Source organism: Actinacidiphila sp. bgisy145 (genome assembly GCF_057708125.1).
The window spans coordinates 403,134-428,987 of record NZ_JBYIRL010000001.1; the positions used below are offsets into that span (position 1 = coordinate 403,134).

Below are 25,854 nucleotides of genomic sequence, written 5' to 3' on the forward strand. Positions count from 1 at the left end.
TCCAAAGGTGTCGGGTGCGCAAGGCCCCCCTCATGACCGATTCTGTGCGCGGCCGCCGGTCGGGCGCATGGGCCCTTCGGGCCCGCGCGGCCGGGCACCGGCGGTGCGCCGGCGGGCCGAACGGCCCCTGGGACAGGGCCGGCCGGCCCCGGGCGTGGGCACCGCAGGACCGCTGCACCGCCCACCGCGGACGAGGAGCGTGGGAGCCGAGAGGGCGGCGGGGCCGGCACGGGCTGCCCCCGCCGGCGTCGACCGCCCGAACACGACAACGGAGGAGCGACAGCCATGGCTTCACGTCAGATGGAACGGCGTCCGCGCTGGATGCCGCCGTTCGCGGACTGGATCGACGACCTTCCGTTCGACCTGCGCCTGCCCGGCGAGCACATGATCCGGGTCGAGGAGAGCACGACGGAGGGCGCGTGGACGATGAAGGCGGAACTCCCGGGCGTCGACCCGGACAAGGACGTCGACGTCACCGTCCAGGACGGCGTCCTGACCGTGCACGCCGAACGGACCGAGGAGGCGACGGACACCAAGCACCGCTCCGAGTTCCGGTACGGCTCCTTCACCCGCAGCGTGGAGCTTCCGCCCGGCGTGAAGGAGGAGGACATCTCCGCCGACTACGACAGCGGCGTCCTGACGGTGACCGCGCCGGTCGGCACCCCGGCCGAGACCGAGCCTCACCGCGTGCGGATCGCCAGGAAGCCCTGAGCGGCGCCGGCCGCGGTCCGGGCGCACGGCCGCCGCCCTGCGCCCGACCCGTTCGGCCGCGCCGACGTGACGACGTGACGACGTGTCAACGTGACGACGGTGACGAACGGGCCACGGCGGCCCGTCAGGTGACGGCGGTGCCCGACGGCGACGGCCGCAGCTCGCTCGTCACGTCGACGACCCCTTCGACGGCGCGGGCCAGCCGGGCCGCCAGCCCGATCAGCCCGGGCTCCAGCACGTCGCCGCGCAGCGCCACCCGCCCCTCGTGCACCGTCACCCGCACGTCGGGCTCCCCGGGGAAGAGCACCTCCACGACCTGGCGGCGCACCTCGCCGGCGAGCTCCTCGTCGGTGCGCAGGAACGCCTTGAGCAGGTCCGCGCGGCTGACGATGCCGCTCAGCCGGCCGGACGCGTCGATCACCGGCAGCCGCTTGACGCCCCGCACGGCCATGATCCGGGCGGCCTGCGCCAGCGTGGAGCCGGCGTGCACGCACACCGCGGGCGCCGTCATCAGCCGGTCGGCGGTGACGGCCTCGGCCTTGTCCAGTCCGGGCCGCCGCTCCTCGCGGTCGTAGCGGTTCGGCGGCACCGCCCGGAACTCCTCCTTCGGCAGCAGGTCCGCCTCGGAGACCACGCCCACCACGCGGCCCTCGCCCTCGAGCACCGGAAGGGCGCTGACCTTCCAGTGCTTCATGGTCCTGACGATCTCCTTGAAACTCGCGTCCCGGCCGACGGCGACGACGGTGCGGGTCATCACGTCCCCGACGGTCATGGGTGAGCTGAACATGGTCGCCTCCCGCGGCGGCGAGGACGCGGGCCCGCCGTGCGGACCGTCCGGCCGCCTCGGTCTCCAGCATCGCGCACCCGCCGCCCGCGGCGCTGGGGCCGATCGGGCCCTACCGCCCGCACCGGTCCCGCGCGCGGGGCGGTAGGGCGGCGAAGGGTAGGGTGTGCGCTGTCAGGGGCGGCACGCGAGCCGCCCGGCCGGGGCCGACGACGCCCCCGCGGAACCCGCGAGCAGGAGAGACGAGGCGTGCACATGACCCGGTTGCCCGCCGCCGCCTGCTGTCCGCCGTGAGGCCGGCCGCGCGCTGAGCCGCGTGCCGCGGCCCGCCGCCGTACCCCGCCCGCCGCGCCGCTCCGGCCGGGCCCGCGCCGTACGCCCGGCCGGCCGTCCGTCCGTCCGAGCGAGCCGTCCCGCGCCCCCCTTCGACGACCTCCCCGCCGACCCCCGCGCCCGCCGCCCGGCGCCGCGCGCCTCCCGTCCCCCGCGCAGCCGAGCGGCCGCGCCCGAGCACGACAGGCACCTGGTCTTGCAGACACCGCCCCCGCCCCTGTCCGCGCGCCTGCGCGCCCTGCCCCGCCCGGCCTGGTCCGCCCCGAAGGTCCTCCGGGTGGAGGTGCTGGCCGGCCTCGTCGTCGGCCTGGCGCTGATCCCCGAGGCGATCTCGTTCTCGGTGATCGCCGGGGTCGACCCCAAGGTCGGGCTCTTCGCCGCCTGCACCATGGCGATGACCATCGCGATCGTCGGCGGCCGGCCCGCGATGATCTCGGCGTCCACCGGCGCCGTCGCCCTGGTCACCGCACCCGTCGTCCGCGAGCACGGGCTCGGCTACCTCATCGCGACCGTCATCCTCGCCGGCGTCCTCCAGATCGTGCTGGGCGTACTCGGGGTGGCCCGGCTGATGCGGTTCGTGCCGCGCCCGGTGATGGTCGGCTTCGTCAACGCCCTGGGCATCCTGCTGTTCACCGCGCAGATACCGAACCTGCACGACGTGCCGTGGGCGGTCTACCCGCTGGTGGCCACCGGGCTGCTGGTGATGGTGTTCTTCCCGCGCCTGACCCGGGCGGTGCCCGCGCCGCTGGTGTCCATCGTGATCCTGACGGTGTTCACGGTCGCGGCGGGCGTCGCGGTGCCGACGGTCGGCGACAAGGGCCGCCTGCCGTCGTCGCTGCCGGTGCCGGGGCTGCCGGACGTGCCGTTCGACACCCACACCCTGGCGGTGATCGCGCCCTACGCGCTGGCGATGGCGCTCGTCGGGCTGATGGAGACGCTGATGACCGCCAAGCTCGTGGACGACATCACCGACACCCGCTCGGACAAGACCCGCGAGTCCGTCGGCCAGGGCATCGCCAACATCGTCACCGGGCTCTTCGGCGGCATGGGCGGCTGCGCGATGATCGGCCAGACCATGATCAACGTCAAGAGCGGCGCCCGCACCCGGCTGTCCACCTTCCTGGCCGGGTTCTTCCTGCTGGTCCTGTGCATCGTGCTCGGCCCGGTCGTCTCGCACATCCCGATGGCCGCGCTGGTCGCGGTGATGGTGCTGGTCGCCTTCGGCACCTTCGACTGGCACTCGGTCAGGCCCGCCACCCTCAAGCGGATGCCGGTCGGCGAGACCGTCGTCATGGTCGTCACCGTCGCCGTGGTGGTGGCCACCAGCAACCTGTCGATCGGCGTCGTGGTCGGCACGCTCGCCGCCATGGTCGTCTTCGCCCGCCGCGTCGCCCACCTCACCGACGTCACCTCGGTCCTCGACCCGGACGGCGGCAGCGTCGTCTACGCCGTCACCGGCGAGCTGTTCTTCGCCTCCTGCAACGACCTGGTCACGCAGTTCGACTACGCCGGCGACCCCGACCGCGTCGTCATCGACCTCAGCGCCGCCCACGTCTGGGACGCCTCGTCCGTGGCGGCGCTGGACGCGATCACCACGAAGTACGCGGCACGCGGCAAGAGCGTGGAGATCGTGGGGCTCAACGAGCACAGCGCGCGGATGCACGGGCGGCTCAGCGGCGAGCTGACGGGGGCGGGCTGACCGGGGCGGGCCGAGGCGACCCGGCGGGCGGCGCGTCGGGCGGCCGTACGGGGGCGCGGGCGCGGGTTGCGGCAGGCGCATAGGATCTTGCTCATGGCGCAAAGCGAGGACGGGGAGCTGGACCGCCTGGTGCGGCAGCGGATCAGGGCACTGCGGGTGGCGCGCGGCTGGTCGTTGGAGGAGCTGGCCTCGCGGGCGCTGGTCAGCCAGTCGACGCTCAGCCGGATCGAGAACGGGCAGCGCCGCCTGGCGCTGGACCAACTGGTCACGCTGGCCCGGGCGCTGGACACCTCGCTGGACCAGCTGGTGGAGGCGGCGGCCGACGACGTGGTGAGCAACCCGGCGATCGACCCGGCCCACGCGCGGATGAGCTGGCCGATAAAGGGGTACCCCGGGATGAGCGTGATCCGGCAGCGGCTGACGGCGCCCCCGCCCGACGGCCCGGCCCGCACCCGCGCCCACCCGGGCCGGGAGTGGCTGGTGGTGCTGTCGGGCACCGCGGTGCTGCTGCTGGGCGACCGCCGGGTGCGGGTGGAGGCGAACCAGGCCGCGGAGTTCCCCACGATGCTGCCGCACGCCTTCGGCGCGGAGGGCGGCCCCTGCGACGTGCTGGGCGTCTTCGACCGCGACGCCCGCCGCGGCCACCAGCGCGGCGAGGCCGGATGAACACCCCGGCCGGCGGCGCCTTGCGCGGACGGCAGCAGATCCGGCGGATGTCTTGCGTACCCCGGGAAGGGCGCCGCCGGGCCCGGGGCACGGCCCTAGCGTGACCGTATGACCCACGCTTCCCCGCATGACCACCACCCCGCCGCGGCCCCCGGGCACACCGGCGCCCACGCCCACGGCCCCGCGCACACCCACGGCGGTACCCACGCCCACACCCACGGCCCGTCCGGTGCCGCGCCCGGCACCGACGACATGGCCGAACTGCTGGACCTGGGCGCGGAAGTCCTCGCCGGGCACACCGCGGAGATCACCGCCTGGCTGCCGGTCGCGGAGCCGCCGCGCCGCATCCTGGACCTGGGCGCCGGCACCGGGGCCGGCACCTTCGCGCTGCTGGCCCGCTTCCCGGCGGCGGAGGTGACCGCGGTCGACGCGTCGCCGGCCCACCTGGAGCGGCTGCGGGAGAAGGCCGAGGCGCTCGGGGTGGCCGGGCGGGTGCACACGGTGCCGGCCGACCTCGACGGGGAGTGGCCGGAACTCGACCGGCCCGACCTGGTGTGGGCGTCGGCGTCGCTGCACCACATGGCCGACCCGGCCCGCACCCTGCGCACCGTGTACGACCTGCTCGCGCCCGGCGGGCTGCTCGCCGTCGTCGAGATGGCGGGCTTCCCGCGGTTCCTGCCCCCCGACGCCCCGCAGGAGCGGCCCGGCCTGGAGGACCGCTGCCATGCCGCGGTGGACCGGCAGCACGCCGAGCAGATGCCGCACCGAGGCGCCGACTGGGGCCCGATGCTGGCCGCCGCCGGGTTCGCGGTCGAGGGCGAGCGGACGGTTCGCGTGTTCGTCGAGGGCGCGGCAGGGGCGGTGGGCGCGGCAGGGGCGGTGGGCGCGGACGGCGCGGAGAGCGCCGCGGACAGCGCAGTCGGCCGCTACGCGCTCGGCAGCCTGCGCCGCCTGCGCGAGGCGGTCGGCGCGGAGCTTCCCGCCGAGGACCTGCGGGCGCTGGACCGGCTGCTGGACACCGCCGGCCCGTCGAGCGTGGTGCGCCGCGGCGACCTCGCGGTCCGCACCGAGCGCGCCGTGTGGGCCGCCCGCCGCGCCTGAGCACCGCCGGCACCGTACGCCCCGCACCCCGCACGCCCCATGCGACGAAGCGCCGTTCCGCCGCCGGATGGCCGGAAACACGGTGTCGCGAAAGGCGTGTTACCCCGTCGTTAGGTCTCCGCCGGAACAGTGGCGGGCGAAGTGCCCGCCAGCCGGAAGGAGTTGCCATGTCGAGGGGGACCGGCACGCCTGCCCGCCGCCGTACACCGTACGTCCCGGCGGAGCGGTAGGCGGTGCGCACCGTCAGGGAGGGCGTCCTCGGGGCCCGGGTGTCGATCGCCGCGCCCGACTCCGCGGACTTCGGCACCTTCCAGGCGGCCGGCCGCGCCGCGTTCGCGCTGCTGCGGCGGATCGAGGACGTCTTCTGCGCGCCCCGGCCCGGCGGTTCGGCCCGCCGCGTGTTCGAGGGGCTGCTCGGCGCGGCCGACCTCGGCGGGCCGCCGGAGGCGGGGGAGAGCCGCGAGGCCCTCGACCTGTGCGCGATGCTGCGGGCCGTGGGCGAGGGTGTCTTCGACGCGCTGGACACCACTGGCGCCTGGGACGCCAGCGGCTACGTGGGCGCCCCGGCCGGGGCACGGACCCCGGGCGGGCGGCGGCTCGACCCGCGCAAGGCGGTCCGCTGCTGGGCGGTAGAGCGCGCGAGCGATCTGCTGGCCGCCCGCGGGCTGCCCCGGCACCTGGTGAACGCGGGCGGCGACCTGCGGCTGCGCTCCGACGGGGGCACCGGCCCGGCCTGGCGGGTGCGGCTGGCCGACCCCGGCCTGACCGGCGGCCTGCTCGCCATGCTGGAGGTCCGCGAGGGCGCCCTCGCCACCTGCGCGGCCACCGGGCACGACCTGCCGGTGCGGATGCCCGGCACCGGCCGGCCCGCCGCCGCGCTCACCCAGGTGACCGTCATCGGCCCCGACCTGGCACGGGCCGACCTGTACGCCACCGCCGCGACCGCGCAGCCCACCACCGACCGCGCCCGCGCCTGGGTCGACGGCCTCGCCGCGAGCACCCCGTACGAGGCGCTGTGCGTCGACTCCCGCGGCCGCCTGCACACCACCGCCGGGCTCGCCGGCCGGCTGCGCCTGGAGGCCGAGCCGCTGCCCGAGCAGCCGGACCGCCCGCCGCTGCGCCCGCCCGCGCGGACCGTCCGGCAGCGCCGCCCCGGCCCGCCACCGCCCGCGCCCGCCTGCCCGCCACCGCCCGCGGCCCCGTACGGCGGGCCGGCTCCGCGCCCCGGCGCCGCCCCTGACAACCCGCCGGACACATCGCTCGACCCGCCGCTTGATACTCCGTCAGGTTCGCGGTCCGAGCCCGGCGGGAGCGGGCGGCCGACAGGATGAGGCCATGCGTATCCTGATTGTCGAGGACGAGCAGCGCCTGGCCGCCGTCATAGCCGAGGGACTGCGGGACCAGGGCATGGCCGTGGACGTCTGCCACGACGGCACCGACGCGCTGGCGAAGGTGGAGCTGGGCGACTACGACGTCCTCGTGCTCGACCGCGACCTGCCCGGCCGCTCCGGCGACGAGGTCTGCGCGGAGCTGGCCGGCCGCCCCGAGCCGCCGATGATCCTCATGCTCACCGCCCTGTCGGGCATCGACGACCGGGTGGACGGCCTGACCCTCGGCGCCGACGACTACCTCGGCAAGCCCTTCTCCTTCGCCGAACTCACCCTGCGCGTCAAGGCGCTGGGCCGGCGGCGCGGCGCGCACGGCGTGACCCTGGTCCGCGGCGACCTGACCATGGACACGCTGCGCCGCACCGTACTGCGCGCCGGGCGGCCGGTCGCCCTGACCGCCAAGGAGTTCACGGTGCTGCGGCTGCTGCTGGCCGCGGACGGCGCGGTGCTCAGCCACGAACAGCTGCTGGAGCGTGCCTGGGACGAGAACGCCGACCCGTTCACCAACACCGTGCGGGTCACCGTCAACCGGCTGCGCCGCAAGCTCGGCCCGCCCGACCTGATCGAGACCCTCGTCGGCGCCGGCTACCGGATCGCCCGGTGAACCTGCCGCGCCGCGCCGCCGCCCGGCTGCGCCGCCCGAACCTGACCCTCCGCGGACGCCTGACCCTCACCTACGCCGTGCTGTTCACCGTCGGCGGCAGCGCCCTGGTCCTGGCCATGACCACCGCCCTGTACGAGGAGATCTTCCGCCCGCTGCCCGCCTCCGAGGTCCCCGGCAGCCTCGACCCCGACCACGACAACTACATCGGGCTGTCCGACCAGATCCGCGACGCGGCCGCCTCACGGCTGCTGGTCATCGCGCTGCTGCTGCTGTCGGTGGTCGTCGCGCTGTCCGCGCTGGTCGGCTGGTGGGTCGCCGGACGGCTGCTGCGGCCGATCGCCGACATCACCGCCGCCGCTCGCCGCGCCACCGACGCGACCCTGCACGAACGGCTGCGGCTGACCGGCCCGCCGGACGAACTGCGGCAGCTCGGCGACACGTTCGACGAGATGCTGGAGCGCCTGGACCGGGCCTTCGACGCCCAGCGCAGATTCGTCGCCAACGCCAGCCACGAACTGCGCACCCCGCTCGCGCTGACCCGCGCGGCCGTCGAGGTCACCCTCGCCAAGCCCGCCGTCACCGAGGAGCAGTGGCGCACCATGGCCGCCGACGTCGCCGACGCCACCGGCAGCGCCCAGCGGCTGATCTCCGCGCTGCTGCTGCTCGCCCGCTCCGAGCAGGCCGCCGCCGACCTCGTCGAGGACGACCTCGCCGACGTCGCAGCCGAGGCGCTGGACCAGGTGGCGGGCCGGGCCAGGGCGCGCGGGCTGCGCCTGCGGACCGACCTCGAACCCGCCCCGCTGCCCGCCAACGTCGCGCTGCTGGGCATCGCGGTCTCCAACCTGCTGGAGAACGCCGTCCGCTACAACCGCGACGGCGGCCTGCTGCACGTCACCACCGGACCGGCCGGCGACGGCACGGTGCGGCTGACCGTGGTCAACGACGGGCCCGCGCTGGACCCCGAGCGGGTGGAGAACCTCTTCGAGCCCTTCAACCGCGGCGACCGCACCCGGCGCCGCAGCGCCCCGGACGACCTGCCGGACGGCACGGGCCTGGGCCTGTCCATCGTGCGGGCCGTCGCCCGCGCCCACACCGGCACCGCCACCGCCCGGGCCCGCGCGGAAGGCGGCCTGAGCGTGGCCCTGGAGCTGCCGGGCGTACGGCCCGGCCACCGCACCTGAACCCGCGGGCGGCGCGGCCGCCGCCGTGGCACCGTGGAGGCATGTGCGGAAGGTACGTCGCCTCCCGGGCCGCCGCCGACCTCGCGGCCGCGTTCGACGCCGAGGTGCGCGTCAGGACCGGCGAGCAGGCCCCGGAGCCGAGCTGGAACGTGGCCCCCACCGACCCGGTGTGGGGCGTGGTGCAGCGCGCGCAGGACGACGAGCCCGAGCCCGTACGGCGGCTGCGGCCCCTGCGCTGGGGGCTGGTGCCGTCCTGGTCGAAGTCGCCGGCCGGCGGCGCCCGGCTGATCAACGCCCGGGCCGAGACCGTCCACACCCGGCCCGCCTTCCGCAAGGCGTTCACCGACCGCCGCTGCCTGCTGCCCGCCGACGGCTACTACGAGTGGGAGACCCTCCCGGCGACCGCGCACCGCAAGGCCGTGAAGAAGCCGTACTACCTGCACCCGGCCGACGGCTCCCTGCTCGCGATGGCCGGGCTCTACGAGTTCTGGCGCGACCGGACCGACCCGGCGGGAGCGTGGCTGGTGAGCTGCACGGTCATCACCACCGACGCGACCGACTCCTCCGGCCGCATCCACCCGCGGATGCCGCTGACGATCGCCCCCGAGCACCAAGCGGACTGGCTCGACCCGGCCCACCGCGACCCGGACGACCTGCGCGCCCTGCTCGCGCTTCCCTCCGGCGGCGACCTGGCCGCCCGCCCGGTCCCGCCCGCCGTGAACAGCGTCCGCAACGACGGCCCCGAGCTGATCACCGAGCTGCGCTGACCGCGCCGCCCGGGGTGCGGAGGCGGCAAGCCGGCCCTACGGCCGCGCGGGCAGGGTGACGGTGAAGACCGTGGCGCCCGGGCGGCTGCTGACCTCGGCGGTGCCGCCGTGCGCGGTGGCCACCGCCCGCACGATGGCCAGGCCCAGCCCGGCGCCGTGGGCCTCGGGCGCGGGGCCGGACGCCGAACCGGGGGCAGGACCGGAGGCGGTGCCGGGGTGGGTGGTGTGGTCGGCGCGGGCGAAGCGCTCGAAGACCGTGTCGCGCACGTCCGCGGGGATGCCCGGGCCGTCGTCCGCGACCTGGAGCCGGGTGGTGCCGTCCCGGTCCTGGCGCAGCCGCAGGGTGACGCGGGTGCCGGGCGGGGTGTGGCGGCGGGCGTTGGACAGCAGGTTCCCCGCCACCTGCTGGAGCCGCAGCCGGTCCCCGGCCACGGTGACCGGCTCCGCCGGCAGGTCCAGCTCCCACCGGTGGTCCGGGCCCGCGGCGCGCGCGTCGTCCACCGCGTCCAGCACCAGCCGGGTCAGGTCCACCGGCTCGGACGCCAGCGGCCGTCCCGCGTCGAGGCGGGCGAGCAGCAGCAGGTCGTCGACCATGCCGCCCATCCGCACCGACTCGGCGGTGATCCGCTCCAGCGCCCGCGCCACGCCCGGCGGCACCGGCCCGGGGTGCAGCCGCGCCAGCTCGGCGTGGCCGCGGATGGACGCGACCGGGGTGCGCAGTTCGTGGCTGGCGTCCGCGGCGAAGCGGCGCAGCCGCTCCTGGCTGGCGTGCCGCTCCGCGAGCGCGCCCTCCACATGCCCCAGCAGCCCGTTCAGCGCGATGCCGACCTGGCCGACCTCCGTGCGCGGGTCGGTGTCCGGCACCCGGTCCGGCAGCGTCACCTCGCCGCTGGCCAGCGGCAGCGCGGTCACGGCCGCGGCGGTGGCCGCGACCCGGCGCAGCGGCCGCAGCGACCACCGCACCCAGAACGCGCCCGCCGCGCCCGCCACCAGCAGCGCCCCGCCGAAGACGGCGCCCTCCACCGCGAGCAGCCGTGCCACCGCGTCCTGGACGCCGGCCAGCGGCAGCCCCGTCACCAGGACGTCGCCGTCGTCCCCGGTGACCGCCCGGACCCGGTAGTCGCCCAGCGCCGACAGGTGCAGCCGGTGCACGCTGCCGTCCGCCGGCAGCCCGGCGAGCGCCGCCTTGTCGCCCGCCGTCAAGGTCACGGAGGTGCCCGCGCCGGAGTGCACCGCACCGGCCGCGGTGACCTTCCCGTCCAGCAGCCGGGCGCCGAAGGTGCCCGGCACCTGCCGGCGGGTGTCGCCGTGCGGGTTGTCCGCGTCGGGCTCGCCGCGCCCGTGGTGTTCGAGGCTGGCCGGGAACGTCCCGCCGGCCTGCGCGATCTGCTGGTCCAGCCGCTGGGTGAGGAAGGAGCGCAGGGTGAGGACCGCCGCGAGCCCGACCGCGGCGCAGCTCACCGCGAGCAGCACCACCAGGCCCCAGATGAGCCGCGCCCGCAGGGTGCGCGGCCACCACCGGGACCCCGGCCGCCACCACCGGCCCCCCGCGCCCGGGCCGGACCTGGACCACCTCACCGCGGCGCCGCCTTCAGGACGTACCCCGCCCCGCGCACCGTGTGGATCATCGGCTCCCGGCCCGCGTCGACCTTCCGCCGCAGGTAGCTGATGTACAGCTCCACCACGTGCGCCTGGCCGCCGAAGTCGTAGGACCACACCTGGTCGAGGATCTGCGCCTTGCTCAGCACCCGGCGCGGGTTGCGCATCAGGTAGCGCAGCAGCTCGAACTCCGTCGGCGACAGCTCCACCGGCTCGCCGCCGCGGGTCACCTCGCGGGCGTCCTCGTCCAGGGTGAGGTCGCCGACCACGAGCTGCGCCGAGTCGTCGCGGGCCCGCGTCATGCCCGCCCGGCGCAGCAGCCCCCGCAGCCGGGCCACCACCTCCTCCAGGCTGAAGGGCTTGGTGACGTAGTCGTCGCCGCCCGCCGTCAGCCCGGAGATCCGGTCCTCCACGGAGTCCCGCGCGGTGAGGAAGAGCACGCACACGTCCGGCCGGACCGCCCGCAGGCCGCGCAGCGCGGTCAGCCCGTTGCCGTCGGGCAGCATGACGTCCAGCACCACCGCGTCCGGCCCGAAGTCGCCGGCCTGCGCGAGCGCGGTCGCCACGTCGCCGGCGGTGCGCACCTGCCAGCCCTCGTAGCGCAGCACCCCGGCCAGCACCTCGGTGAGGTCCGGCTCGTCGTCGACGACGAGGACGCGGATCGGGGTGCCGTCGGGCCGGGTCAGGGGCGCGGGCCGGGCGTGGGGCGCGGGCCGGGCGTGCGGTGCGGAGTCCATGGTCACTCCAGCATCCCTCTCGCCGCGGCCCGCGCCACCCCGTTCCGGCTCTGAGTCCGCTGTGGATCTGCCGCGGCAGAGCCGGTTGAGAGCAGGTTCAGAGCTGACTGAGAGGTTCCGGCCGCACAGTGGCCGTGCACGGCGAGGAAAGGACGCACGGCATGACCACCACCTACGACCCGCGCACGACCAGGCACGCCGCCGCCCCCGCGGCGCGGCGCTCGCCGGCCGCGTGGGTGCTGCTGCTCAGCTGGGCGGGGGCGGCCGCAGTGCTCGCACTGTGGTGGCAGGACACCGGCTCCGTGGTCGGCACCGCGGACTGGCTGCTCGGCGCCGGCCGCATCGCCGGTCTGCTGTGCGGCTACTCCTGCGCGCTGCTGATCGGCCTGATGGCCCGGGTGCCGGTGCTGGAGCAGGGCGTCGGCAGCGACCGGGTGGCCCGCTGGCACGCCTCCCTCGGCCGCTACACCGTGTGCCTGCTGCTCGCGCACGTCACCCTGATCCTGTGGGGCTACGCCGTACAGGCCCACAACGGCGTGGTGGGCGAGACGACCACGGTCGTGCTGACCTACCCCGACATGCTCAAGGGCACCATCGGCGGGGCCCTGCTGATCGCCGTCGGGGTGGTCTCCGCCCGCGCGGTGCGCCGCAAGGTCAGCTACGAGACCTGGTACTACCTGCACCTGCTGACGTACCTGGCGGTCTTCCTCGCCTTCTGGCACCAGCTCGCGCTCGGCGCCGACTTCTCCTCCCACCCGCTCGCCCGGGCCTTCTGGTACGCGCTGTACGCCGCGGCCGCCGCCGCGGTGCTCTGGTACCGGGTCGCGGCGCCGCTGCGGCTGAACCTGCGGCACCGGCTGCGGGTCGCCCAGGTGGTGCGGGAGACCCCCGAGGTGGTGTCGGTGATCGTCACCGGCCGGGACCTGGGACGGCTCGCCGCCCGGCCGGGGCAGTTCATGCGGTGGCGGTTCCTTGCCCCCGGGCTGTGGTGGACCTCCAGCCCCTACTCGCTGTCGACCGCGCCGCGCGCGGACCTGCTGCGGATCACCGTCAAGGTGGTCGGCGACCACAGCCAGGAGCTGGCCCGGCTGCGGCCGGGCACCCGGATCTGGGCCGAGGGCCCGTACGGCGCGCTGACCGCGGACCGCCGCAGCCGGCCGAAGGTGCTGCTGCTCGCCGGCGGCGTCGGGGTGACACCGCTGCGCGCGCTGTTCGAGGCGCTGCCCGCCCGCCCCGGCGACCTCACCCTGATCTACCGGGCCCGCACCGCGCAGGAGCTGGCGCTGCGCGGCGAGTTGGAGGCGATCGCCCGCAACCGCGGCGCCCGCCTGCACTACCTGCTCAACGACGCGGACGGCCGCAGCCCGCGGCTGACCGCCGGCTTCCTGCGCGAGGCCGTACCCGACCTCGCCGGGCACGACGTGTACCTGTGCGGGCCGCCCGGCATGGCCCGCGCGTCGTACGAGGCGCTGCGCGCGGCCGGGGTGCCGGCACGCCACATCCACCACGAGTCCTTCGAACTGTGAGCCGGTGAGACGTCCGTGAACACCCTTTCCTCCCGCCCGATGCGGCGGATCGCGCTGAGCGTCGCGGTGACCGTCGGCGGGGTGCTGCTCCTGCTCAGCCTCAAGCCGCACAGCACCGCGGTGGCCGTGGCCGGCACCCCGAGCGGCGGCGCCGCCGCGCCCGCGCCCGCGCCGTCGGCCTCGGCGACCGCCCCGGCGACGTCCCCGGCGACCTCGCCCGCCACCGGCGGCTCCACCGCCAGCCGCAGCGTGACCGGCGACACCATCCAGACCCGCTACGGGCCCGTGCAGCTGCGGATCACCGTCAAGGGCGGCAAGATCACCGCGGTCACCGCCGTCCAGATGCCCACCAACAACCCGCGCGACGAGGAGATCACCGGCTTCGCCGTCCCCCAGCTCACCCAGGAGGCGCTGTCCGCGCAGAGCGCGAGGATCGACACCGTCTCCGGCGCGACCTACACCAGCGAGGGCTACATCCAGTCCCTCCAGAGCGCCCTCGACAAGGCCGGCCTGTGACGGCGCACCGCCCGGGCACCGGCCCGCGGCTGCGGCGGGTCGAGCACACCATGGGCACGGCCTTCTCCTTCGACGTCCGCGGCGCCGGGCCGCGCACCGCCGCCGCCCTGGACGCCGCGGCGGCCTGGCTGCGCCACGTGGACGCGACGTTCTCGACGTACCGGCCCGGCAGCCAGATCAGCCGGCTCGCGGCCGGCTCGCTCGCGCTGTCGGCGTGCTCGCCCGAGGTGTGGGAGGTGATGCGGCGGTGCGAGGCCGCCGAGCGGGAGAGCGACGGCTGGTTCACGGCCGCCTACCGCGGCGGCTTCGACCCGACCGGGCTGGTCAAGGGCTGGGCGGTGGAGCGCGCGGCCGCGATGGTCGCCGCCTCCGGCGCGGACGCGGTGTGCGTCAACGGCGGCGGCGACGTCCAGGTGCACGGCGGCCCCTGGCGGATCGGGGTCAGCGACCCGCTGCACGCGGGGCAGTTGGCGACGGTCGTGGACGCCGACGGCGACCTCGCGGTGGCCACGTCCGGCCCGGCCGAACGCGGCTGCCACATCCTCGACCCGCACACCGGCCGCCCCCCGGCCGGCGCGCTCGCCTCGCTCACCGTGGTCTGCCGCGGCCTGACCGACGCCGACGCCCGCGCCACCGCCGGCTACGCGATGGGCGCCCTCGCCCGGGACTGGCTGGCCGAACTCCCCGGCACCCGCGCGTTCGCGGTCACCGCCGACGGCGCCACCTGGCACACCCGCGGCCCGGACAGCGCCCGGCCCGCGCCGACGCGCGGTTGAAGCCGGAGCACACCGGCCGCGGGCGGCTCGGGCCGGCGGGCGGGCAGGGGCGGCGCGCCCGGGGTCACGCGTCGGCGCGGGTCCCGCGGTCGGCGGGCTCCTCGGCACGCGCCGTGGAGGAGGCCACCACCCCGCGCGGCGGTGTGACCGCCCCGGTGATCAGCGCCGCGACGCAGAGCAGGACGGACACGGAGGTCAGGGCGCGCAGCACGCTCAGGTGGTCGGCGAGCAGGCCGATGGAGGGCGGCCCGGCGAGGAACGCGCAGTAGCCGACCGACGCGATGACGCTGACCCGGCCGGCCGCGTACTGCGGCTCGTCGGCGCCCGCGCTCATGCCGACCGGGAAGCCCAGCGAGACCCCCAGGCCCCACAGCACCGTGCCGAGGAAGGCCAGCGGCGTGGCGGGCGCGAAGACGAACAGCAGCGAGCCCGCGATGCCGAACGCGGCGAGCACCCGCAGCACCGGCACCCGGCCGTACCGGTCCAGCAGCGTCGGCCCGAACCACCGTCCGACCGTCATCGTGGACAGGAAGGCCGCGAACGCCAGGGTGCCGACCAGGGCCGACGTGTCGTAACCGTCGATGGTGGCGATCCCGATCCAGTCGTTGCCGGTGCCCTCGGCGAACGCGAAGGCCAGCACGAACACGCCGATCAGCAGCGTGCGGGGCTCGCGCCAGGCCGCGAGCGGACCGCGCGCGGCGGGCGCGGGGCCCTCGGCGCTGTCCTCGCCGGCCTCGCCGTCCGGACCGGAGTCCTCGGCCGGGGCGGCGTCGATCAGGAAGGACCGCGACCCCCAGGGCACGGCCACCGCGATCGCCGCCGCGGCCAGCAGCAGGTGCGCGGTGACCGGGACGTGCAGCGCGACCATGCCCGCGCCGATCAGCGCGCCCGCGACCGTACCGAGGCTGTAACCGGCGTGGAAGCGGGACATGATCGAGCGGCCGAGGTGCTTCTCGACCAGCGCCCCGTGGACGTTCATCGCCACGTCCCACGCGCCGGTGCCGAAGCCCAGCAGGAACAGGCCGACCACCACCGGGGCGGTGCCGTGGGAGTAGCCGACCGCCACGACCGACAGGCCCACGCACAGCAGCAGCGACATGAAGGCCACCGTGTTGCGCGTGCCGGCCTTGTGGATCACCGGCCCGGCCAGCGGCAGCGCGATGATCGAGCCGGCGGCGATGGCCAGCAGCACCAGGCCGAGCCTGGCCGGCGACAGGTCGAGGTGGTCGCGGACCTGCGGCAGCCGCGAGGCCCAACTCGCGAAGGCGAGACCGCAACCGGTGAAGGCGACGTAGGTGCCGATGACGGCACCGCGTATCCGGTCCGGTGCGGGCACGCCGGCGGTGGCGGGAAGGGACGGCATGGGTGGCAGCTCCGTGGGAGATCGTCGTCGGGCTGCCGCTGTTCCCCTACCTCGCCAGCCGATCCACCGTAGCAGCACCCGGACGGTGTATCGGCCCTGGTCGGCAGCTTTTTCGGGCCCGGCCGGCAAAGTTTCCCCGGCCGGTTGGCGGCCGGTTCGCGGCCGGTTCGCGCCGCTCTCTACGCGGGTGGCGGGGCGGTGGTGGCGCGGACGGTGAGGCGGACCGGCAGCATCGTGGTCTCGGGGACGGCGGCGCCCTGGAGTTTGGCCATCAGCAGGTCGACCGCGCGGGCGCCGACCTCCGCGCTGGGCATGGCGACCGACGTGATCGGGGTGGCGGCCGGCTCGGCGATCTCGTCGGGGCAGATCGCGGCGACCGAGATGTCCCGCGGCACCCGCAGCCCCAGCGCGGCCAGGGCCGCCAGGAGCGGCTGGACGATCGGCTCGTTGTGCACCACGACCGCCGTCAGGTCCGGGTGGTCGCGCACCAGTTGCCCGGCCAGCGCGTGCGCCGCCACGGGCGTGTCCACGCACGGGTGCACCGAGGAGGCCAGGCGGTGCCGGTCGGCGGCGGCGGTGAAGCCCGCCGCCACCCGCCGCGCGAAGCCGGTCCCGCGGACGTACACCTCCGGGTGCGAGCCGACCAGCGCGACCCGGCGGTGCCCGAGCGCGGCCAGGTGGTCCACGCACACCTCCGCCGCCTGCCGGAAGTCCAGGTCCACACAGGTCAGTCCGGCCGTCTCGGCCGGGTAGCCGATGAGCACCGAGGGCTGCGCCAGGGTGCGCAGCAGCGGCAGCCGGCGGTCGTCGAGCTCGACGTCCATGATCACGAACGCGTCCGCCATCGCGCTGTGCGAGACCCGCAGCAGCCCCTCCTCGCCCTCGCTCTGGGTGAGCAGCAGCACGTCGTGGTCGTGGTCGCGGGCGGCGGTGACCACCGACGTCGCGAACTGCATGACCACCGGCAGGTGCATGCCCTTGCGCAGCGGCAGCACCAGCGCCAGCACCCGGGCCCTGCTGCTGGCCAGCGAGCGGGCACCGGCGTGCGGCCGGTAGCCCAACTCGCGGATGCTGCGCTCGATCCGCAGCCGCGTCTCCTCGGAGATCGGCCGCTTGCCGCTGAGCGCGTAGCTGACGGTGCTCGGCGAGACGCCCGCGTGCGCCGCGACGTCAGTGATCTTGACCATGGTGCTCCCTCGGCCGGTGGCCCCCCGTGCGGACGTCCGTGCCCGGACGCATCTCAGCGGCCCGGCAGATCGATGCTGAGGCTGCGCGTGCCGGCCGCGGCCCGGGCCGCGCCGCCGCCCGCGACCGCCACGCCCCACGGCGCCGACGCGTCCGCGACCTCGGCGCGCAGCACGTCCCCGTCGCGGACCACCACCGCCGTGAGCGCCGCCCCGCCGTCCGGGCGCGGCACCCGCACCTCGGTGCGCTGCCCGTCGGCCGGGCGGAAGACCCGCAGCGTCACGCCGTCCGCCCAGTCGCCGTCGGGGCGGTCGTCGGCCGCCGCCACCGGTACGACGGCGCCGGGGCGGACCAGCAGCGGCACGCTGTCGTAGCCGTGGGTCTCCCGCACCCAGCAAGGGCCGGTGACCTCCTCGCCGGTGGTGAAGTGCGTCCAGGTCCCGGCCGGCACGTAGTACGCCACGTCGCCGGCCGGCGAGAGCACCGGGGCGACCAGCAGGTCGCCGCCGAGCATGTACTGCCGCTCCAGGTGGCTGCACGCCAGGTCGCCGGGGAACTCCAGCACCATCGCGCGCATCACCGGCACGCCCTCGGTGTGCGCCTGGTACGCGGCCTGGTACAGGTAGGGCATCAGGCGGTACTTGAGACGGGTGAAGACGCGCAGCACCTCCACGGCCTCCTCGTCGAACAGCCACGGGGCGCGGTAGGAGGACGAGCCGTGCAGCCGGCTGTGCGAGGAGAGCATCCCGAAGGCGATCCACCGTTTGAACAGGCCGGCGTCCGGGCGCCCTTCGAAGCCGCCGATGTCATGGCTCCAGAAGCCGAATCCGGACAGCCCCAGCGACAGGCCGCCGCGCAGCGACTCGGCCATGGACACCCAGGTCGACTCGCAGTCCCCGCCCCAGTGCACCGGGAACTGCTGGCTGCCCACCGACGCCGAGCGGGCGAAGACCACCGCCTCGGCCGCGCCGCGGTGCTCGCGCAGCAGCTCGAAGACGGTCCGGTTGTACAGGTAGGCGTAGTAGTTGTGCATGCGCTCGGGGTCGGCGCCGTCGTGGTAGACCACGTCGGTGGGCACCCGCTCGCCGAAGTCCGTCTTGAAGCAGTCGACGCCCATGTCCAGCAGGGTGCGCAGCTTGCCGGCGTACCAGGCGCGGGCGGCGGGGTTGGTGAAGTCCACCAGCGCCATGCCCGGCTGCCACAGGTCCCACTGCCACACCGCGCCGTCCGGCCGCCGCAGCAGGTAGCCGGCTGCCTTGCCCTCGGCGAACAGCGGGGAGCGCTGGGCGATGTAGGGGTTGATCCACAGTGAGATCCGCAGGCCGTGCTCCTTCAGCCGGCGCAGCATGCCCTCCGGGTCGGGGAAGACCCGCGGGTCCCAGGCGAAGTCGCACCAGTTGAACTCGCGCATCCAGAAGCAGTCGAAGTGGAAGACCGACAGCGGCAGTTCGCGCTCGGCCATGCCGGAGACGAAGCCGGTGACGGTCTGCTCGTCGTAGGAGGTGGTGAAGGACGTGGTCAGCCACAGCCCGAAGGACCAGGCCGGGGGCAGCGCCGGGCGGCCGGTGAGCGCGGTGTACCTGCGCAGGATCTCCTTGGGGGTCGGCCCGTGGATCACGTAGTACTGGAGGTGCTGGCCCTCGGTGCTGAAGCCGACCCGGGAGACCTGCTCGGAGGCGACCTCGAAGGAGACCCGGCCGGGGTCGTCGACGAAGACGCCGTAGCCGTCGTCGGTGAGGTAGAAGGGGATGTTCTTGTAGGCCTGCTCGCTGCTGGTGCCGCCGTCGGCGTTCCAGATGTCGACGCTCTGCCCGTTCCTGACCAGCGGGCCGAAGCGCTCGCCGAGGCCGTAGACGCTGGTGCCGACGGACAGCCGGAGCTGTTCGCGGACGTAGTGGCGGCCGTCGGCGGTCGTCATGAAGCCCATGGACTTCGGGCCGGAGCCGGTCAGGGTGCGGCCGCCCGCGGTGAAGTCCATCGCCCACTGCTCGCCGCGCCCGAAGCGCACGCTCAACGCGCCGGAGGTCAGCGAGGCCTCCTCGTCGGTGACGGCGACCTCGGGGGTGTCGCCGGTGGTGGCCAGCGCGAAGTGCGGCTGCCGGGGCCGCCCGCCGTCGAAGTGGGTGATGCGCACACCGATCACGTCCGGCATGGGCGCGGTGCACTCCACCGTGACCAGCGGCCCCTTGAGCAGGTCACCGCGGTGCCGGACGGGCTGGGTGGGCGCGTGCACGGTCAGCGTGCCCGGGCCCGCGGTGGCGTCGAGCACCTGGGCCGGGTGGGCCGCGGTGACCCCTTCGCGCAGCAGCCAGTAACCGTCGGTGAACTTCATCGTCAGGGACCCTTTCTGATAGGGCGACCGGTACGCGGGGGTGGCTCACTTGACCGCGCCCACGGCGATGCCGCGGGTGAGCGTGCGCTGGAAGATCAGGAAGAACGCGACCGCGGGCAGCGCGCCCAGCAGGCCGGCCGCGTTCGTCATCGTGGCGTCCATCAGCCGCTGGCCCTGGAGCACCCCGAGCGCGACCGACACCGTCTGGTTGTCGTTGGACGGCAGCAGCACCAGCGGCAGCAGGAACTCGTTCCAGGTCCAGATGAAGAACAGCACCATCAGCACGCCGAGCGTGGAGCGGCTGACCGGCACCACGATCCGCCACAGCACCTGCCAGCTGTTGGCGCCGTCGATCCGGGCCGCCTCGACGATCTCCCGGGGGAAGGCCCCCAGCACCGACGACAGCAGATACGTGCCGAACGCCGACTGGATCACGCTGAAGACGATCACCAGGCTCAACCGGGTGTCGTACAGCCCGAGTTGCTTGGACAGGTAGTACAGCGGGTAGACCAGGGACTCCTGCGGCAGGATGTTCGCCAGCACGAAGAAGGCGAGTATCCAGGCCCGGCCGCGCAGCCGCCCGATGCCGATCGCGTAGGCGTTCAGCACCGACAGCGCCACCCCCGCCAGCGCCACCGACCCGGAGATCAGGGTGGAGTTCAGCAGCACCCGGCCGAAGTCCACCCGGTTCCAGAAGCTCTTCAGGCCGTCGAGGTAGAGGTGGTGCGGCAGGGCGAGCGGGCCGTGCGCGGAGTAGTCGCCGGGCGACTTGAGCGCGTTGTCGAGCACGATCAGCAGCGGCAGCACCATGAGGACGGCGCCCACCACGATCGCGGCCAGCGCCGGGTAGCGCTTGACGGCGGTCACCGCGCGTCCTCCGCCCTGGCCTGGAAGCTCAACCCCGCCACGGTCAGCACGAGGATGAGCACCGTCATCACCGTCGCGATCGCCGAGCCGTAGCCGACCTGCGTCTTCTCGAAGAACGTGGCGAAGGAGAAGTACGACGGCACGTCGGTGGCGTCGGCCGGGCCGCCCTTGGTCAGGACGTAGACCGCGCCGAAGACCTTGAGCGCCGCGATGGTGCACCACAGCATCACCACGTAGATCTCCGGGCGCAGTTGGGGCAGGGTGACGTGCCAGAACCGCTGCCACCAGTTGGTGCCGTCCAGCTCGGCCGCCTCGTGCAGGGCCGGGTCCACGCGTTGCAGCCCGGACATGAAGATGACCACCGGGAAGCCGAGCTGGACCCACACCATGACCGCCATCACGCTGTAGAGCGCGATGTCCGGGTCGCCCAGCCAGTCCTGCCGCAGCCCGCCCAACCCCACCGCTTTGAGCAGGGAGTTGAGCGAGCCGTTCTCCGGCGCCAGAATCCAGCTCCACACGATGCCGGCCACCGTGACCGGCAGCACCTGCGGCAGGTAGAAGCAGGCCCGCAGCACCGCGGCCGGCTTCGACCCGAAGTGCTTGGCGACGAAGTCGAACAGGGCCGCGGCGACCACCAGTCCGATGACGGTCGGCACCACCGCCATCGCCACCACCATGGCCAGGCTGTGCTGGAAGGACTGCCAGAACTGCGTATCGTCCATCAGGCGGCGGTAGTTGGCCAGGCCCGCCCAGCTCGGGGAGCCCACGCCCTGCCAGTTGGTGAAGCTGTACCAGACGTTCATCGCGAACGGGCAGACGATGACCGCGATCAGGGCCAGCGCCCCGGGGAGCAGGTACAGCGGGTAGGTGTTGACCGGGCGGTGCGCGCGGGCCGTCATGAGGCCGGCACGCCCGCGTCGTACGCCTTCTGGAGCTCGTCCAGCACCTGGTCCGGCTTGGCGCTGCCGGTGATCAGCTTCTGCACCGCGGAGACCATCACGTCGTAGAAGCCCGGCACCGGCCAGTCGGGGTAGAAGGCGAGGCCGTCGGCCGCGGTGACCTTGTCGAAGTTCTGGATGAGGGTCTTCGAGGCGGGGTCGGTGACGGCCGTGGGAGAGGCCGCCACCGGGATGCCGCCGTGGTTGCCGAGCGAGTTCTGCACGGCCTGCTTCATCGTGATGTCGATGAAGTCGTAGGCCAGTTGTTTGTTCTTCGCGTTCTTCGGGACCACCCACAGGTTGCCGCCCGAGCCGGGGGTCAGCTTCGAGCCGGGCCACAGGAACGAGCCCCAGGCGAACTTGTTCTCGCTCTTGAAGCGGCCGTACCACCAGCTCCCGGAGAAGAAGACCGGGTACTTGCCGTTGATGAACGACACCCCCGCGTCCTCCGCCTTCGCGCCGCTGGAGGTCTTGGCGATGTAGCCCTTGGCGACCCAGTCGGCGAAGGTGTCCGCCGCGTACGTCCAGGCCGCGTCATGGAAGTCGACCTTGCCCTTGTAGAGCTGGAAGGCGTCGACCCAGGCGCGGTCGGCCTTGCTCAGGGCCAGCTGGTAGAAGTACTGCTGCGCCGGGTACTCCGCGCCCGCGTCGGCGAGCGGGGTGATGCCCTTGGCCTTGAAGGCGGCCAGATCGGCGGTGAACTGGTCGAAGGTGGTGGGGACCGGGATGTTGTTCTTCGCGAACAGGTCCTTGTTGTAGTACACCATCGTGTACTCGCCGTAGTTGGGCACGCCGTACCAGTTGCCCGAGCCCATCACGCCCTGCGCGTCGTAGCGGCTCGTGGTGGTCACGCTCGGGCTGAGCTCCTTGTCCCAGCCGTACTTGGCCACCTGCGGGGTGAGGTCGGTGAGCAGGCCCTGCTTGGCGAGCAGGCCGGTGGTGGAGTTGCCCTTGTTGTACTCCATGACGTCCGGCGCGTCATCGGAGTTGAGCACCATCGAGGCGGTCTTCTGGATCTGCTCGAAGCCCTTGGCCTCGAACTCCACCTTCACGCCCGGGTGGGTCTTCTTGAACTCGGCGATCGCCTGGTTCCAGGCGATGCCCATCGCGCTGTCGGGTGCTTCGTAGTGCCACAGCTTCAGCGTCTTGCCGTCGCCGGTCGAGCCGCCCGAACTCCCGCACGAGGCGAGGAGCAGGGCGCCGGCCAGGGCCATCGCGGTCATTCCGATCCGTTTGCGCGCCTTCGACATCGAAGGACCTCCACGGGGTCGTAAGGAGGGGGCGAACGCTGTCGTCGAATCGCTTCGACGGAGCGTGTCGAAGCGATTCGACGGTGAACCGTAGGGGGGTGGCCCGCATTCGTCAATGGCGTTGACAAATCACGGGGAAGACCGCCGGCGGGGGAGGAGCGGGGCGGTGGTGACGGAGCGTCAGGAGAGGTCGGCGGTCACGCGATCCCGGTCGCGCCGGCCGCCTCGGCGGGCTCCCGCGCCCGCCGGACGGGGTGCCCGGAAGGGTCCGTGGTCAGCCAGGTGCCGTCGCCGAGCGGGCGGACGTCGTACAGGCCGTCGGTGTGCGCGTCGAAGGGAGCGCGGCTTCGCCCGCTCGGGCGGCGGCGGGGCTATGCCCGTTTGAGCAGGGGCGCGTCGCGCGAGAAGAAGCGGAATCCGGCGCCGTAGTACAGCTCGCGGGCGGCGCGGTGGCCGGGCGCGCCCAGGCACGCGACGGTGGCCTGGGTCGCGCCGGCGTCCCGGGCCAGGCGCATGCCGTGGAGCAGCACCGCCCGGGCGAGCCCCCGCCGCCGGTGGCCCGGGTGGGTCCCGACCGGCTCGAACTCCACCGTCCGGTTCGCCGCGTCGAACCACATGATCGCCGAGGCGGCCATGGCGCCGTCCGGGGCCGCCGCGAGGATGTGCAGGTCGGCGCGGTAGGCCGGGGTGGCGAGCAGCCCGGCGTAGCTCTCGGCGGTGAACGCCGTGGGCGCCCAGGCGTCGGTGTGCGCGCGGACCGCGGCGGCCGGTCCGGCCTGCGCGGCGGTCAGGAAGCGGTACCCGGCCGGCAGCACCGGCTCCTCGATGTCGGCGAGGTCGCGGGCGTTGAGCTGGGTCCAGGAGCCGGTGTCGCCGAGCGCGGCCGGGTCGGTGCCGTAGCCGTACGCGGCCCACCGCTCCAGGGCGGCGGTGTCGCAGGCGCTCGGCATCAGGGTGCGGTCGCAGCCCGCGGCGGTGGCCTCGTACCAGCCGATGACGTCCTCCAGCAGCCCCGGACGGCCGGGGTGGACCTGGTAGTCGAGGTAGGCGGCGGTGACGTCCTTGACCGAGCCGTCGCTGCGTTCGAGCCGGTGCGGCAGCTGGGCCCAGCCCCAGGCGGCGAGCTCCCCGTCCGCGTGCCAGGTCCGCAGCCGCCAGCCGGCATGCAGACGGGTGAAGCCCCGGCCCCAGTTCCAGGACAACTCCCCGTAGGAGGCACCGCTGTTGAGGAGGTCCGGCCGGACGGCGGCGACGCGCTGCGCCAGCTCCAGCAGGGGCGGCAGGTCGGCCGGGCGGACGTGGTCGGCATCGTTCACGGCACGCCACGCTCCCAGACCCGCCGGTGCCCGTCGACCGGTTTTCCGCCCGCGGCCGGGGCCCGGTGGCCGATAAGGGACGGTGGTGGCGCGAAAGGGATCTGTTGTCATGGCGACGTCAGTGGGTAGCGTCCCGGGGTGCTGTCACTCACGCGGAGGTCCCGCCCCCACTCGGTGTCCGTCGTCGCGATGGTCCTCGCCGCCCTGGTGTTCGTCCTGCTCGCACCCGTCGCCGCGCACGCCCGCCCGGGCCCGCACGACACCGGCAGCCAGCCGGTCGACTCCTACGCCAACGCCATCCGCCAGTCGGTGTGGGTCGACACCGGCCTCGACAGCGACCACGACGGGAAGACCGACCGGGTCGCGGCCGACATCGTCCGGCCCTCCGAGCCCGCGGCGGCCGGGCAGCAGGTGCCGGTCATCATGGACGCCAGCCCGTACTACTCCTGCTGCGGCCGCGGCAACGAGAGCCAGCTCAAGACCTACGACTCCAGCGGGAACCCGGTCGCCTTCCCGCTCTACTACGACAACTACTTCGTGCCGCGCGGCTACGCGGTGGTGCTCGTCGACCTCGCCGGCACCAACCGCTCCGACGGCTGCGTGGACGTCGGGGGCGCCTCCGACATCACCTCGGCCAAGGCGGTCATCGACTGGCTGGGCGGCCGGGCCACCGCCTACACCACCCGCACCGGCACCACGACCGCGCAGGCGGGCTGGTCCAACGGCTCGGTCGGCATGATCGGCAAGAGCTGGGACGGCACCGTCGCCAACGGCGTCGCCGCAACGGGCGTCCAGGGTCTGAAGACCATCGTGGACATCAGCGGCATCAGCTCCTGGTACGACTACTACTTCGCGCAGGGCGCGGCGCTCTACGACGGCGGGCCAGACGACCTGGCCGGCGCGGTGGAGAGCTCCGGCGCGCAGTCGAAGTGCTCCGCGGAGCAGCAGGCGCTGCGGGACGGCGCGCCGCGCAACGGCGACTGGACCAGTGCCTGGCAGGACCGCGACTACTACGCCAACGCCTCGAAGGTGAAGGCGAGCGTCTTCGTCGCCCAGGGCATGCAGGACCTCAACGTCCGCACCAAGAACTTCGGCCAGTGGTGGGACGCGCTCGCCGCGAACGGGGTGCAGCGCAAGATCTGGCTGTCGCAGACCGGGCACGTGGACCCGTTCGACTACCGCCGCTCGGACTGGGTCGACACCCTGCACCAGTGGTTCGACCACTACCTGATGAACGTCGACAACGGCGTGCAGAACCAGCCGATGGCCGACATCGAGCGCACCCCCGACCACTGGACCACCGACGCGGTCTGGCCCCCGGCGGGCACCACCGCCACCCAGGTCGCGCTGAACGCCGGCGCCACCGCCGGCCTCGGCTCGCTGAGCGCGGGCGCCCCGCCCGCGACCGGCACCGAGCGGTACACCGACAACCCCGCGCACAGCGAGGACGACTGGGCCGCGCAGGCGGACCAGGCCACCGCGGACAAGGTCGCCTTCACCACCGGCGTGCTCGGCAGCGACCTGCGGCTGTCGGGCGGCGGCAGCGTGACGCTCACCGCGACCTCCTCCACCACCAGCGCCCACCTGTCCGCGGTGCTGGTCGACCTCGGCCCGGCGACCATCCGCGATTACGAGGCCGGCGCCGAGGGGATCACCACGCTGGGCACCCGCTCCTGCTGGGGCGACAGCACCTCCGGCGACAGCGCCTGCTACCTCGACACCGCGGCGGACACCGAGAGCGTCCAGCAGACCGTCTTCAGCCGCGGCTGGGCCGACCTCGGGCACTACGACCCGTCGCTCAAGGGCGTGTCGCTCACCCCGGGCAAGGCGTACCGGATCACGATCCAGCTCGCCTCGACCGACCACGTCGTCCCGGCCGGGCACCGGCTCGCGCTGATCGTCGCCGGTACGGACAACGGGCTGATCGTGGCGCCCAGCACCAAGCCGACCATCAGCCTCGACCTGAGCCGGTCCAGCGCCGACCTGCCGCTGGTCGGCGGCCTCCCGGCGCTCGCCCACGCGCTGAAGGGCGGCTCCGGCCACCACCGCGCGGCGGCCCCCGGCGCCCCGGCCGCCACCGCCCCGGCCCGCGGCCACACCCCGACCGCGAACCTCCCCGCCTCCCCGGCGGCCCGCCTCGGCTGACCCTCAGCCCCGCCCGAACGCCGTCGGCCGCCGCCCCCTTCTGCGAACCAGGGGGCGGCGGCCGAGTTGT

General features: G+C 74.5%; 22 protein-coding genes. 12 read left to right on the forward strand and 10 right to left on the reverse strand.

Annotation, left to right across the window (positions count from 1 at the left end; genetic code table 11):
- The first annotated feature begins 285 nt into the window (after positions 1-285).
- Complete coding sequence (locus AC3ERT_RS01585; RefSeq protein ID WP_335972790.1) at positions 286-711, forward strand: Hsp20/alpha crystallin family protein; 426 nt, start codon at positions 286-288, stop codon at positions 709-711.
- 124 nt (positions 712-835) lie between these two features.
- Here the strand turns inward: AC3ERT_RS01585 and AC3ERT_RS01590 are convergent, their stop codons facing one another.
- Positions 836-1,498, reverse strand: coding sequence for a CBS domain-containing protein (locus tag AC3ERT_RS01590; RefSeq protein ID WP_435172307.1), 663 nt, complete (start codon positions 1,496-1,498; stop codon positions 836-838).
- A 526-nt stretch (positions 1,499-2,024) separates the two neighbouring features.
- Between AC3ERT_RS01590 and AC3ERT_RS01595 the strand changes: the two genes are divergently transcribed.
- From AC3ERT_RS01595 to AC3ERT_RS01625, 7 genes are all read left to right on the forward strand, one after another.
- Positions 2,025-3,527 (forward strand): SulP family inorganic anion transporter, encoded by a 1,503-nt coding sequence (locus AC3ERT_RS01595; protein ID WP_435133451.1) that lies wholly within the window; start codon positions 2,025-2,027, stop codon positions 3,525-3,527.
- Positions 3,528-3,620: 93 nt separating this feature from the next.
- Positions 3,621-4,193, forward strand: coding sequence for a helix-turn-helix domain-containing protein (locus AC3ERT_RS01600; RefSeq protein ID WP_435172308.1), 573 nt, complete (start codon positions 3,621-3,623; stop codon positions 4,191-4,193).
- 108 nt (positions 4,194-4,301) lie between these two features.
- Positions 4,302-5,294, forward strand: a complete 993-nt coding sequence (locus AC3ERT_RS01605) for a class I SAM-dependent methyltransferase (protein ID WP_435172309.1) — start codon at positions 4,302-4,304, stop codon at positions 5,292-5,294.
- Between the two features lie 233 nt (positions 5,295-5,527).
- Entirely contained in the window at positions 5,528-6,625 is a 1,098-nt protein-coding gene (locus tag AC3ERT_RS01610) for an FAD:protein FMN transferase (RefSeq protein WP_435172310.1), read from the forward strand.
- A 4-nt stretch (positions 6,626-6,629) separates the two neighbouring features.
- Positions 6,630-7,286: a response regulator transcription factor gene (locus AC3ERT_RS01615; protein WP_435172311.1), complete on the forward strand. Its 657-nt coding sequence runs from the start codon at positions 6,630-6,632 to the stop codon at positions 7,284-7,286.
- Positions 7,283-8,467 (forward strand): sensor histidine kinase, encoded by a 1,185-nt coding sequence (locus AC3ERT_RS01620; RefSeq protein ID WP_435172312.1) that lies wholly within the window; start codon positions 7,283-7,285, stop codon positions 8,465-8,467. Before AC3ERT_RS01615 ends, AC3ERT_RS01620 begins: the two co-directional genes overlap by 4 nt.
- Before the next feature lie 41 nt (positions 8,468-8,508).
- Positions 8,509-9,234 (forward strand): SOS response-associated peptidase, encoded by a 726-nt coding sequence (locus tag AC3ERT_RS01625; RefSeq protein ID WP_435172313.1) that lies wholly within the window; start codon positions 8,509-8,511, stop codon positions 9,232-9,234.
- A gap of 36 nt (positions 9,235-9,270) precedes the next feature.
- Here AC3ERT_RS01625 and AC3ERT_RS01630 read toward each other — a convergent pair whose 3' ends face one another.
- Positions 9,271-10,737, reverse strand: a complete 1,467-nt coding sequence (locus tag AC3ERT_RS01630; RefSeq protein WP_435172340.1) for a sensor histidine kinase — start codon at positions 10,735-10,737, stop codon at positions 9,271-9,273.
- Between the two features lie 71 nt (positions 10,738-10,808).
- Positions 10,809-11,570: a response regulator transcription factor gene (locus AC3ERT_RS01635; protein WP_335972754.1), complete on the reverse strand. Its 762-nt coding sequence runs from the start codon at positions 11,568-11,570 to the stop codon at positions 10,809-10,811.
- A 161-nt stretch (positions 11,571-11,731) separates the two neighbouring features.
- Between AC3ERT_RS01635 and AC3ERT_RS01640 the strand changes: the two genes are divergently transcribed.
- From AC3ERT_RS01640 to AC3ERT_RS01650, 3 genes are read left to right on the forward strand one after another with little or no spacing between them, the layout of a single operon-like run.
- Positions 11,732-13,096: a ferredoxin reductase family protein gene (locus AC3ERT_RS01640; protein WP_435172314.1), complete on the forward strand. Its 1,365-nt coding sequence runs from the start codon at positions 11,732-11,734 to the stop codon at positions 13,094-13,096.
- Positions 13,097-13,135: 39 nt separating this feature from the next.
- Entirely contained in the window at positions 13,136-13,612 is a 477-nt protein-coding gene (locus tag AC3ERT_RS01645) for an FMN-binding protein (RefSeq protein ID WP_435172341.1), read from the forward strand.
- Between the two features lie 50 nt (positions 13,613-13,662).
- Positions 13,663-14,388 carry an FAD:protein FMN transferase gene (locus AC3ERT_RS01650; RefSeq protein ID WP_335973084.1) on the forward strand — a complete coding sequence of 242 codons (726 nt, stop codon included), beginning with the start codon at positions 13,663-13,665 and terminating at the stop codon, positions 14,386-14,388.
- 64 nt (positions 14,389-14,452) lie between these two features.
- Here the strand turns inward: AC3ERT_RS01650 and AC3ERT_RS01655 are convergent, their stop codons facing one another.
- From AC3ERT_RS01655 to AC3ERT_RS01685, 7 genes are all read right to left on the reverse strand, one after another.
- A complete protein-coding gene (locus tag AC3ERT_RS01655) occupies positions 14,453-15,751 on the reverse strand; it encodes an MFS transporter (protein ID WP_335972744.1) in 1,299 nt (432 codons plus the stop codon).
- Positions 15,752-15,930: 179 nt separating this feature from the next.
- Positions 15,931-16,938 (reverse strand): LacI family DNA-binding transcriptional regulator, encoded by a 1,008-nt coding sequence (locus tag AC3ERT_RS01660; RefSeq protein ID WP_435133487.1) that lies wholly within the window; start codon positions 16,936-16,938, stop codon positions 15,931-15,933.
- 53 nt (positions 16,939-16,991) lie between these two features.
- The gene (yicI, locus tag AC3ERT_RS01665) at positions 16,992-19,268 is read right to left on the reverse strand and encodes an alpha-xylosidase (protein ID WP_435172315.1); all 2,277 of its coding nucleotides are present in this window, start codon (positions 19,266-19,268) and stop codon (positions 16,992-16,994) included.
- 45 nt (positions 19,269-19,313) lie between these two features.
- A complete protein-coding gene (locus tag AC3ERT_RS01670) occupies positions 19,314-20,078 on the reverse strand; it encodes a carbohydrate ABC transporter permease (RefSeq protein ID WP_335973080.1) in 765 nt (254 codons plus the stop codon).
- Positions 20,079-20,131: 53 nt separating this feature from the next.
- A complete protein-coding gene (locus AC3ERT_RS01675) occupies positions 20,132-21,034 on the reverse strand; it encodes a carbohydrate ABC transporter permease (protein ID WP_435172316.1) in 903 nt (300 codons plus the stop codon).
- Positions 21,031-22,323, reverse strand: coding sequence for an ABC transporter substrate-binding protein (locus tag AC3ERT_RS01680; protein WP_335972729.1), 1,293 nt, complete (start codon positions 22,321-22,323; stop codon positions 21,031-21,033). The genes AC3ERT_RS01675 and AC3ERT_RS01680 overlap by 4 nt, the downstream gene beginning before the upstream one ends.
- Before the next feature lie 371 nt (positions 22,324-22,694).
- On the reverse strand, positions 22,695-23,639 hold the full coding sequence (locus AC3ERT_RS01685) for a GNAT family N-acetyltransferase (RefSeq protein WP_435172317.1): 945 nt from the start codon (positions 23,637-23,639) through the stop codon (positions 22,695-22,697).
- A 189-nt stretch (positions 23,640-23,828) separates the two neighbouring features.
- On the opposite strand from AC3ERT_RS01685, the gene AC3ERT_RS01690 reads away from it, so the two are divergent.
- Positions 23,829-25,784 carry a Xaa-Pro dipeptidyl-peptidase gene (locus AC3ERT_RS01690; protein ID WP_435172342.1) on the forward strand — a complete coding sequence of 652 codons (1,956 nt, stop codon included), beginning with the start codon at positions 23,829-23,831 and terminating at the stop codon, positions 25,782-25,784.
- The last annotated feature ends 70 nt before the right edge of the window (positions 25,785-25,854 follow it).